Source organism: Kitasatospora sp. NPDC101155 (assembly GCF_044768305.1).
Lineage (GTDB): Bacteria > Actinomycetota > Actinomycetes > Streptomycetales > Streptomycetaceae > Kitasatospora.
Genome location: NZ_JBIWPN010000013.1, coordinates 150760 through 161012, shown reverse-complemented (window position 1 = coordinate 161012; position 10253 = coordinate 150760). Strand labels below are relative to the sequence as shown.

Below are 10253 nucleotides of genomic sequence, written 5' to 3'. Positions count from 1 at the left end.
GGGGGGGGCCCCCCGCACCCCCCTCAACCCCGGTAGGGGGCGGCCCCCCGGCGGGGGGGACGGCCCGGCCGCGGTCCCCGGGGTTGGGCCCCCCACACCCGGGGGGGGGGCCCGACGCTCGGCGGCATGACGAGCGAGATCACCGGACAGCACCCCGAACCCGCCGACGGCACGGGCGAGTTCAACCGCAAGGTCACCGTCGAGGTCGGCGACGAGCGCTACCCGGCCGTGGCCGCCGCGGTCGACCCGGCCGAGCACGACGCGCTCTGGGCCCGGCAGGTCGCCGTCCAGCCCCAGTTCGGGGGCTACCGCACCGCCGCCCGGACCGTCCCGCTGGTGGCGCTCACCCGGGTCTGAACGACGCGACGGCCCCGGACTCCGTCGGGAGTCCGGGACCGTCGCGTACGGGTGTCCGTCAGATGTGCACGGCCGGGCCCGCGTCGGTGCTGCCGCGGCGGGCGAGCAGGCCGAGCACGGCGGCGCCGAACGCCACCACGGCGGCCACCGCGAAGGCGAGCGACATGCCGCTGACGAAGGACTGGTGCACGGCGCCGGCCATCGCGTCCACCGCCTGCTGCGGGGTGCCGGGCGGGGCCGGCGGGGCGATGCCGAGCTGGGCGGCCTGCTTGAGGCCCTCGGCCTGCGGGCCCTCGACCGGCGGCAGGCCGGCCTTGGCCCAGTTGCCGGGCAGTACGTCGCCGACCTTGGCGGCCATCAGCGCGCCCAGCACGGCGGTGCCGAGGCTGCCGCCGACCTGCATCGCGGACTGCTGCAGGCCGCCGGCCACGCCGGACAGCTCCAGCGGGGCGTTGCCGACGATGACCTCGGTGGCGCCGACCATGACCGGGCTGATGCCGAGGCCCATCAGGACGAACCAGAGCGACATCACGCCGGTGCCGGAGCCGGTGTCCAGGGTGGACATGCCGCACATCGCGGCGGTGGTGATCAGCATGCCCGCCACGATCGGGATCCGCGGGCCGAGCTTGCCGATCGCCAGGCCGGCCAGTGGCGATCCGATGATCATCATGCCGGTCATCGGCAGCAGGTGGACGCCGGCCTCTACAGGTTTTTGCTGGTGCACGTTCTGCAGGTAGAAGGTCACGAAGAAGATCGCGCCGAAGAACGCGAAGGCCATCAGCACCATCAGCAGCACGCCCGCCGACAGCGGCACCGAGCGGAACAGGCCGAGCGGGATCAGCGGTTCCTTCGCCCGGCCCTGCCAGAACGCGAAGAGCGCCATCAGCAGCACCGCGCCGCCCAGGAACAGCAGCGTCCTGGCGTCGCCCCAGCCCCACACGGGGGCCTTGATGATGCCGAAGACCAGCGCGAACATCCCGGCGGAGAGCAGCGCGATGCCGGGCACGTCGAAGGACTTGACGGCGTTCTCGGCCCGGACGTCCTTGAGGATCCACAGGCCCAGGCACAGCGTGATCAGGCCGACCGGGATGTTGATGAAGAAGACCGACTCCCAGCTGACGTGCTCGACCAGCAGGCCGCCGACGATCGGGCCGGCCGCGCTGGAGGCGCCGATCACTCCGCCCCAGATGCCGATCGCCATGTTGAGCTTCTCGGCCGGGAAGGCCCCGCGCAGCAGGCCGAGCGCGGCCGGCTGGAGCAGCGCGCCGAACAGGCCCTGCAGGACGCGGAAAGCGATCACGGTCTGGATGTTGCCGGCGAAGCCGATCGCGGCCGAGGTGGCGGCGAAGCCGACCCCGCCGACCAGGAACGTGGTCTTGTGGCCGAACCGGTCGCCGATCTTGCCGGCGGTGATCAGGAAGACCGCGAGCGCCAGCAGGTAGCCGCTGGTGACCCACTGGATCTCGGACGGCGCCGCGTTCAGCTTCTCCTGGATCACCGGGTTGGCGATCGCGACGATCGTGCCGTCCAGGGCAACCATCATCACGCCGACCGCGACGGTCAGCAGGGTCAGCCAGGGGTGCCCCTTGAGCCCTCCCCCGGTCGGCGGATTCGGCGGCGGTGCGTCCGCCTTGGAGTTCTTGACGACGGACTGGCTCATCTGGGCCCTCCGGGGGCGTGCCGAGATTCGGAACGTGGGAGTGGCGCCGCGACGACCCACCCGTCCCCACGAGTGCCCGGCCGACGAGCGCCATTGTCGGCAGATTATGACAGTCTCTGACATTCGGCAAACAATGACTTCTGACCTGCACTGACATTTGTCAGGAGGCTAAGGTTGTACTCCCACCCGCCACACCAGCGCCCCGGAAGGCCCCCGCCATGGCCGCTCACACCCCCCGCACCCTCGGCACCCCGGAGGGCCTCGGCCGGACGCCCGGACTGCGGGAGCGCAAGAAGCGGCAGACCCGGGACGCCCTGGTGCAGGCCGCCCACGTGCTCTTCCTCAGCCAGGGCTTCGCCCGCACCACCGTCGACGAGATCGCCTCCGCCGTGGACGTCTCCCAGCGCACCTTCTTCCGCTACTTCGCCAACAAGGACGAGGTCGCCCTCGCCGTGATGGCCGACGCCGAGGACTACTTCATCGAGTGCCTGCGCCACCGCCCGGCCGAGGAGACCCCGCTCCAGGCGCTGCGAGCCTCGATCGTCAAGGCCTGGCGCGACCTCGGGAAAGCCCAGACCCCCGGGCCCGGCTCGATCCGCAGCGCCCTGGAGCTGCTGCGGATCATCGAGGACACGCCCGCGCTGCTCGCCGCCCACCTGCGCCGGGTCACCGACCAGGAGCGGCTGGTGGCCCAGGTGCTCGCCGAGCGCGAAGGGCTGGACCCGGCCGAGGACCTGCGGCCGGTCGTGCTCGCCGCCGTCTTCGGCGGCCTGCTGCGCGCCGCCCACCTGTCCTGGACCGCCGAGCAGGAACCGGCCGAACCCGAGGGCATGGTCACGGTGATCGAACGCCACTTCGACCAGCTCGGTCCGGCCCTGGCCGGCCACTGGCGCCCCTGAGCGCTCGCGTCATACCCGAGTGCTACCCCGGATCCCGGACCCAGGTCGGACGCCGAGCGGCCACCGCGCCCCTAGTCTGGCCGGATGATCAACTCGTCCACCGGGTCCGGCCCCCGCGGCGCGGTGCGGGCCATGCTCACCACGCTCCTGCGACCGTCCGCCGACCACACCCCGCTGCTTGCCCGGTCCCCCCGGCCGTGGATCCGCCACCTCCCGTACGTCCTCGTCGTGGCCTCGATCGCCTCGCTGCTGCCCAGCGGGATCAATGTGATGGCCAATGACTACGGGCTCAACGGGGGGCTCGCCGGCGCCCTCGCGGTCGCGCAGACCGCCCCCCTGCTGCTCGCGGTGAGCCGACCGCTGGCCGCCTGGTGGATGATCGGCAGCACCGATCTGCTGGCCGCCCTGCTGGTCCTGACCACCGGGAGCGGGACCGGCGGCCCCTGGCCCTGGATCCCCACCAGCCTGGTCGGCTACCTGTTCCTGATGGTCCCGCTCTCCCTCCGCGAGCCGCGGCGCACCCTGGTCGCGGTCTGGCTGGTCACCGCCGGCGCCGGGACCGCCCTGTCGGTCGCCGGGATCGGCTCCCGCTACACCGGGGACAACACCGTCCTCGCGGTCGCCCTGACCGGCGCCGTCCTGGTGCTCGGCGGAGCCCTCCGGGAAAGCGCCGAGGCGCGCCGACTGCTCAAGCAACAGGAGCAGATCAGCGAGGTGGAACGCGAGCGGCGCACCCTGCTGGAGGAACGCGCCCGGATCGCCCGGGAGTTGCACGATGTGGTGGCCCACCACATGTCGGTGATCGCCGTCCAGGCCGCCAGCGCGCCGTACCGGATCGAGGGCGTACCGGCCGACGCCGCCGAGGAGTTCGGCACGATCGCCGACGCCGCCCGGGAGTCGCTGGCCGAGATGCGGCGACTGCTCGGCGTGCTGCGCAGCGAGGAGTCCACTGCGGAGAAGACCCCGCAGCCAGGGGTGGGCCAACTCGCCCAGCTGGTCGAGACGGTGGGGCGGGCCGGGGTGCCCGCCGAACTGACCGTGGACGAGGGGCTGGCCGAGCGGGTGCCGCAGGCCGTCGGCCTGTCCGTCTACCGGATCGTGCAGGAGGCACTGGCCAACGTGGTCCGGCACGCCCCCGGCGCGCGGACCTGGGTGTCGCTCTCGGCGGACGGCCCGGAACTGCGGCTGACCGTGGTCAACGCGCCCCCGCCGCAGCGCACCGAGTCGCTGGAGGCCTCGGTCGAGGGCACCGGGCAGGGTCTGGTCGGAATGCGCGAACGCGTCCGGCTGGTCGATGGCAGGCTGGACACCGGCCCGCTGCCGGACGGCGGCTTCAAGGTGGCCGCCGTCCTGCCGCTCGACCTTCCTCTGGAGACAACCGCATGACCATCCGCGTGATCATCGTCGACGACCAGGCCATGGTGCGGGCCGGCTTCGCCGCCCTGCTCAACGCCCAGAGCGACATCGACGTGGTGGGGGACGCGGCGGACGGCTCCCAGGCCCTGGAGGTCACCGGACGCACCCACCCCGACGTGGTGCTGATGGACGTCCGCATGCCCGTCATGGACGGCCTGGAGGCGGCCCGGCGGCTGCTCGACCCGGCCACCGGTAGTCGGGGAGGCGGCGGCGCGCACCGGCCCAAGGTGCTGATGCTGACCACCTTCGACGTGGACGACTACGTGTACGAGGCGCTGCGCGCCGGGGCCAGCGGCTTCCTGCTCAAGGACGCCCCGCCCGCCGACCTGATCGCCGCGGTCCGGGTGGTCGCGGCCGGCGAGGCGCTGCTCGCCCCCTCGGTGACCCGCCGGCTGATCGAGGACTTCGCCCACAGTCGCCCCGCCAAGCGCCGCGACCCCAAGCTGCGGCTCAACGGCCTGACCCCGCGCGAGACCGAGGTGCTGGAACTGATCGCCCGCGGCCTGTCCAACCAGGAGATCGCCGGGCAGCTGGTGCTCGCCGAACAGACCGTCAAGACCCACATCGGCCGCATCCTCGCCAAGCTCGACCTGCGCGACCGTGCCCAGGCCGTGGTGCTGGCCTACGAATCAGGTCTTGTGACACCTGGTCAGTAGCTGTTACTCGCCCGCTCGCCTCCGGGGCGCTCTGATCCGGTGCCGACGGTCGGCGCCCCCTCGCTCCTCCGTCGCTCCCTCGCTTCTCCCTTTCGACACCGGCGCGCCCCTTCGGCTCGGGGCGGTGCCACCCCTGATACCCGGGTAGCACCCCAGGGTTGGCCCCGCGGTATGACGCCCGCGGGGCCGTCGCATTCCTACCTTCCTCCCCGTCGACAGCCGAACCGGCTCGACGACCGGACCGGCTCGGCAGCCGAACGGACAAGGGAGAACAGGGACATGCGCACATTTCGGGCCAGGCGGGCGATCGCCGCCACCGCGGTGGCGCTGGCGGCGCTGCTCGGCGCGGGCGGCTGGGCCGCCGACACCCAGACCGCCGTGACCGGCCCGCCACCCGGCAGCGCCGCCTGGACCGCCGACACCGCGTCCGGCCTCCGGCCGCCCGACCCGGCCACCGCCACGCCCGTCCAAGTCGCCGCCTTCTTCGCCGGGTTGACCCCGGCGCAGCAGGACGCCCTGGCCGCCCGGCACCCGCTGGTGGTCGGCAACCTGGACGGCGCCCCGGTCCGACTCCGCTACCGGGCCAACACCCTGGCCCTCACCGCCGAGCGCGACCGGGAACTCGTCCGGGCCACCGACCCGGCACTCACCCCGCAGGACCACCAGGCCGCCCGCACCCGCGCCGAGCGCTACCGCACCCTGCTGGACGGCGGCCGGCAGATCCTCGCCTTCGACCCGCGCGGCCGCGGCCAGGTCGCCGAGGTGTACGGCGACCTCGCCGCCGCCCGCCGCTCCGCCGTGATCGTCCCCGGGTCGGACATCGACCTGCTGAGCTTCGACCGCGCCGGCGACCCGTACGGCAGCCCCGCCGGAATGGCCCGCGCCCTGTACGGCGCCACCGACGGGCAGAGCGCCGTGATCGCCTGGGCCGGCTACACCACCCCGGTCGGCCTCGGCCCGGACGCCGCCACCGAGGACCTCGCCCGGGCCGGCGCCACCCGGCTGACCCGGCTGCTGGACGGACTCGCCGTCAGCACCCGGCCGCAGGCCCCGCCCACGGTGTTCTGCCACAGCTACGGCTCGGTGGTCTGCGGCCTGGCCCGCCCGAACGCGGCCCAGGCCTCCGGTCTGGTGGTGCTGGGCTCGCCCGGCATGGGCGTCGACTCGGCCGCCGACCTCGACCCGCGCGTCCCGCTCTGGGCCACCACCCGCAACGGCTCGGACTGGATCGGCGACGTGCCCAACGTCCGGCTGTTCGGCCTCGGCCACGGCGCCGACCCGACCGGCCCCGGCTTCGGCGCCCGCCCGCTGCCCGCCACCGGATCCCACGGCCACTCCGGCTACTTCGCCCCCGGCACCGCCTCGCTCACCGCCTACGCCGCCATCGCCCTCGGGCGCGGCTGACCCCTCCGAGCCCAGCACTGGAAGGAGCACCGCCATGGCCCACCCGCTCACCGCCCTGCGCCGCGCCGCCGAGAAGGTCGACGCCCGGACGCCCGAGACCCGCGACCGCGCCCTGGACGGGCTGCGCGCCCTCGCCCTGCTCGCCGTGCCGATCGGGCACTGGATGCTCGGCGGCCTCACCCTCTCCCCCGACGGCGCCCTGCACAACGCCAGCCCGCTCTCCTCGCTCGGCTTCTTCGCCCCGGTCAGCTGGGTGCTGCAGATGCTCGGGGTGTTCTTCCTGGTCGGCGGCCACTCCTCGGTCCGCTCACTGGAGCGCGCCCGGGAGAAGGGCCTGACGTACGGAAGTTGGCTGCGGAGCCGAACGGTCCGGCTGTTGCGCCCGGTGCTGGGGGTGACGGCCGTCTGGGCGGTGCTGATCCCGCTGCTGCCCCGGCTCGGCGTCCCGGCGGACACCCTGCGCACCGGTGCCACGCTGGTGGTGCAGCCGCTCTGGTACATCGGGGTCTACCTGGGGCTGACCGCGCTCACCCCGCTCTGCGTGGCCGTCGCGCGGCGGCTGGGCGGCTGGTCGGCGGGCCTGCCGGCGGTCACGGTCGCTGCGGTCGACCTGCTGCGGTACGGGCCGTGGGCCGAGGCGGTGCCGTCCTGGGTCGGGCTGCTGAACATCCTGCCGGGCTGGCTGTTCGGCTACCAGCTCGGCGTGCTGTGGGCGCGGGGCCGGCTCGGCAGGCCGGCCGCCCGGGTGCTGCTGCTCGGCGGCGGAGCGCTGTTCGCCGCACTGCTGCTGGTGTTCCACTACCCGGCGAGCATGGTCGGCGTGCCCGGTGTCGAGCGCACCAACTCGCACCCGCCGTCCCTGCTGGTGCTCGCCCTGGCGGCGGTGCAGTGCGGCGCCGCGGTGCTGCTGCGGGACCGGCTGGGCCGGCTGCTGACCCGCCGTCCGCTGCTCTGGCTGCCGGTGGTGGTGGTCAACCTGTCGGCGATGACGATCTTCTGCTGGCACCAGAGCGCGATGCTCGCGGTGGCGGTGCCCGGCGCGGCCGGCCTGGGCGCCGTCCCGGGGCTGACCACCACGCCGGACTCGCTCGGCTGGCTGGCCGCCCGGCTGGCGCTGCTGCCGCTGTTCGGAGCCGCGCTGGTGGCGATCGGGTGGTTCACCCGGCGCTTCGACGGGCCCTGGACGGCGTTCTCCCGGGTCGGCAAGGCGGCGGCCGGGGCCGCGGCGGCGCTCTTCGCCGCGTACGCGCTGGGCGTGGTGTGATCCCGCCGTACCGGCGGTGACCTGCGCCGGAGGGCAGGGCATGGAGGGGGCATGGACCGACCGGTCCGCGCCCCTTCGGCCGTTCCGGTACACCCGGGGAACGGGACCGCCCCAAGGAGTGCATCCGCATACGAACCACCACGCACTGTGATGTTCTGTGACTGTCGGCGACCGCCGCTGGATCGCCCGCCCACGGCCCGTCCGCCCGTATTCGCCGCACCCCCGAACGCCCCGTCCCCGAAAGTCCCTTCCTGAGGAGACCCATGTCCCCGTCCCCACCCCGCCCGCAGCCCCGGCCCCGGGCCCGCCGTCGGCTGCCGGCCACCGCCGTGGTCCTCGCGGTCACCGCCGGCACCCTGCTGAGCGCCGTCGCGCCGGCCGTCGCCCACGGCGGGGACGACCTCGCCCCGCACGTCGACTCCCACCGGGTGGCCGAGGAGCTGCGACAGGACGAGGTCGCCACCCTCGGCCAGGAGCACGCCGAGGAGCACGCCCGGATGCGCGCGGCGGTGCGCGGCATCGGCGACTACCCGCCGACCACCCGCACCAACCGGTACAACGCCCTGACGGCGTCCCAGGCCGACCACAACAAGGCCTTCGCCCCGGACACCTGGGGGGCGTTCAAGGAGTACTTCCCCTCCCCGGACTTCGGCGACCACGTCGCCCTGCTGCCGACCGGCAAGGTGCTGCTGTTCTCCTTCGAACGGATCGAGACCAACCCGGAGAAGGAGCCCGCCCCCACCCAGACCACCGGCAAGGAGAACGCCGGCCGGGCCTTCCTCTGGGACCCCGCCAAGGGCACCGGGACGAGCGCGTTCAAGCAGGTCAACCCGCCGGTCTTCGACATGCCGGACGGCCTGGGCGAGCCCCGCCCGGTGCCGTTCTTCTGCTCCGGCCACTCCTTCCTGCCCAACGGCATGCTCGGCGTCTTCGGCGGCAACCTGGGCGGCAACGGCGGCACCGGCGCCAAACTCTCACTGCTCTTCGACCCGTGGACCGAGACCTGGACCCGCAACCCCGACATGTCGGTGGGCCGCTGGTACCCCTCGGTGGTGACCGGCGCCGACGGACGGCAGCTGATCATGTCCGGCCAGTCCGAACTGGGCTACGGCACCCCCACCCCGGTGGTCGAGCGCTTCCCCGCCAAGGCCTTCGCGGTGCCGCTGAAGAAGACCGACGTCCCCGAGGACACCCCGGTCGAGCGGTTCAAGGTGGACGCCCCGTTCACCACCGACTACCCGCACCTGTTCTCGCTCAACGACGGCAACGTCTACGGCTTCGGGCGCCAGGCCGCCGAGCAGTGGAAGTTCGACCCGGTCGCCGAGACCCGCGCCGACCTGACCGCCCGCCCGGACGGCCGCAAGCGCAACTACGGCTCCGCCGTGATGCTGCCCGCAGGCGCCAACGGCCCGGACTCCGCGCTGGTCCTCGGCGGCGACCGGGACAACCCGGGCACCCTGCGCTTCTCCAACGGCAGTTGGACCGCCGAGAAGTCGCGCGCCTTCGGCCGCACCCAGGACGACACCGTCCTGCTGCCCAACGGCCGGCTGATGACGGTCAACGGCGCCTACGACATCCGCGGGAGAGCGACGAGATCCAGGGCGACATCCTCGCCGGCTTCAAGAAGGACAACGTCAGCGTCCTCTTCCTCAAGTTCGAGGACGCCGCCCGGGCCCGCGACTGGCTGCGCAGACTGACCCCGCAGATCTCCACCACCCGTGAAGTCGCCGCGTTCAACGAGAGGTTCAGCGAGGCCAAGCAGGCCGCCGGTGGCGACGACCCCAAGTCGCTGACCGCCACCTGGCTGGGCGTGAGCTTCACGTACGAGGGCCTGCGGATGCTCTCCACCGCCGAGCCGCTCGCGACGCTCCCCTCGGGCGACAACGGCCTGAAGGCGTTCAAGGAGGGCTCGGCCAAGCGGGCCGGCGCGCTCGGCGACACCGGCGACAACTCCCCGGAGAACTGGCTGTTCGGCAACGGGAAGAACCAGCCGGTCCACGCCGTGCTGAAGATCTCCGCGGACACCGAGCGGGACCTTCAGTCGGCGATCGAGGCGCAGCGGATCGCCGCCGCCGAGTGCCGGGTCCTGATCGTCTACCAGCAGAACGCCCAGACCCTGCTGGGCAGCCGGCGCGGCAAGGAGCACTTCGGCTTCAAGGACGGCATCAGCGAGCCCGGTGTCCGGGGCTTCGACAAGCCCGACCCGACCAGGCCGGACGAGGTGGACGGCCACCCGGGCACCCGGCTGATCCCGGCCGGCGAGTTCGTCTGCGGCCTCGACAACGACCCGTTCAGCTTCGCCAAGGACCAGTACCCGGTCTGGACGCAGAACGGCTCCTTCCAGGTGATCCGCCGGCTCGCCCAGGACGTCCCCGGCTGGTGGTCGCAGGTCGCGGTCGAGTTGGGGGAGCTCAGGAGGGCCAAGGCCGTCCCGGACCACGCCACCACCGAGTGGCTGGCCGCCCGGATGGTCGGCCGCTGGCGCTCCGGCGCCCCGGTCTGCAAGCACCCGGACCGGGACGTGCCGAACAACCCGACCGCCGCCAAGGACAACGACTTCGCCTTCCGGGACGACCCGGAGGGCCTGACCACCCCGC

8 protein-coding genes and 1 pseudogene are annotated in these 10253 nt (G+C 73.5%); 8 read left to right on the top strand and 1 reads right to left on the bottom strand.

Annotated elements, in window-relative coordinates; all coding sequences use genetic code 11:
• The first annotated feature begins 126 nt into the window (after nucleotides 1-126).
• A complete protein-coding gene (locus tag ACIRYZ_RS21430) occupies nucleotides 127-357 on the top strand; it encodes a hypothetical protein (RefSeq protein ID WP_402946320.1) in 231 nt (76 codons plus the stop codon).
• 58 nt (nucleotides 358-415) lie between these two features.
• Here ACIRYZ_RS21430 and ACIRYZ_RS21425 read toward each other — a convergent pair whose 3' ends face one another.
• The gene (locus ACIRYZ_RS21425; protein WP_402946318.1) at nucleotides 416-2017 is read right to left on the bottom strand and encodes an MFS transporter; all 1602 of its coding nucleotides are present in this window, start codon (nucleotides 2015-2017) and stop codon (nucleotides 416-418) included.
• A gap of 218 nt (nucleotides 2018-2235) precedes the next feature.
• On the opposite strand from ACIRYZ_RS21425, the gene ACIRYZ_RS21420 reads away from it, so the two are divergent.
• The 7 genes and pseudogenes from ACIRYZ_RS21420 to ACIRYZ_RS21390 all read left to right on the top strand — a co-directional run.
• A complete protein-coding gene (locus ACIRYZ_RS21420; RefSeq protein WP_402946316.1) occupies nucleotides 2236-2916 on the top strand; it encodes a TetR/AcrR family transcriptional regulator in 681 nt (226 codons plus the stop codon).
• 84 nt (nucleotides 2917-3000) lie between these two features.
• Entirely contained in the window at nucleotides 3001-4302 is a 1302-nt protein-coding gene (locus ACIRYZ_RS21415; RefSeq protein WP_402946315.1) for a sensor histidine kinase, read from the top strand.
• Nucleotides 4299-4988 (top strand): response regulator, encoded by a 690-nt coding sequence (locus ACIRYZ_RS21410; RefSeq protein WP_402946314.1) that lies wholly within the window; start codon nucleotides 4299-4301, stop codon nucleotides 4986-4988. The genes ACIRYZ_RS21415 and ACIRYZ_RS21410 overlap by 4 nt, the downstream gene beginning before the upstream one ends.
• A gap of 279 nt (nucleotides 4989-5267) precedes the next feature.
• A complete protein-coding gene (locus tag ACIRYZ_RS21405) occupies nucleotides 5268-6392 on the top strand; it encodes an alpha/beta hydrolase (protein ID WP_402946312.1) in 1125 nt (374 codons plus the stop codon).
• A 34-nt stretch (nucleotides 6393-6426) separates the two neighbouring features.
• Nucleotides 6427-7656, top strand: a complete 1230-nt coding sequence (locus tag ACIRYZ_RS21400) for an acyltransferase (RefSeq protein ID WP_402946310.1) — start codon at nucleotides 6427-6429, stop codon at nucleotides 7654-7656.
• 263 nt (nucleotides 7657-7919) lie between these two features.
• Nucleotides 7920-9353 (top strand): hypothetical protein, encoded by a 1434-nt coding sequence (locus ACIRYZ_RS21395; RefSeq protein WP_402946309.1) that lies wholly within the window; start codon nucleotides 7920-7922, stop codon nucleotides 9351-9353.
• Nucleotides 9251-9649 (top strand): annotated as a pseudogene (locus ACIRYZ_RS21390) (peroxidase); the annotation flags it as partial. The gene ACIRYZ_RS21395 and the pseudogene ACIRYZ_RS21390, both read left to right, overlap by 103 nt.
• Nucleotides 9650-10253 lie beyond the last annotated feature (604 nt).

Excerpts from the sequence above, each read along its gene's own strand:
- ACIRYZ_RS21430 (WP_402946320.1), top strand. The coding sequence starts at position 127 with ATGACGAGCGAGATCACCGGACAGCACCCCGAACCCGCCGACGGCACG.
- ACIRYZ_RS21425 (WP_402946318.1), bottom strand. The coding sequence starts at position 2,017 with ATGAGCCAGTCCGTCGTCAAGAACTCCAAGGCGGACGCACCGCCGCCG.
- ACIRYZ_RS21420 (WP_402946316.1), top strand. The coding sequence starts at position 2,236 with ATGGCCGCTCACACCCCCCGCACCCTCGGCACCCCGGAGGGCCTCGGC.
- ACIRYZ_RS21415 (WP_402946315.1), top strand. The coding sequence starts at position 3,001 with ATGATCAACTCGTCCACCGGGTCCGGCCCCCGCGGCGCGGTGCGGGCC.
- ACIRYZ_RS21410 (WP_402946314.1), top strand. The coding sequence starts at position 4,299 with ATGACCATCCGCGTGATCATCGTCGACGACCAGGCCATGGTGCGGGCC.
- ACIRYZ_RS21405 (WP_402946312.1), top strand. The coding sequence starts at position 5,268 with ATGCGCACATTTCGGGCCAGGCGGGCGATCGCCGCCACCGCGGTGGCG.
- ACIRYZ_RS21400 (WP_402946310.1), top strand. The coding sequence starts at position 6,427 with ATGGCCCACCCGCTCACCGCCCTGCGCCGCGCCGCCGAGAAGGTCGAC.
- ACIRYZ_RS21395 (WP_402946309.1), top strand. The coding sequence starts at position 7,920 with ATGTCCCCGTCCCCACCCCGCCCGCAGCCCCGGCCCCGGGCCCGCCGT.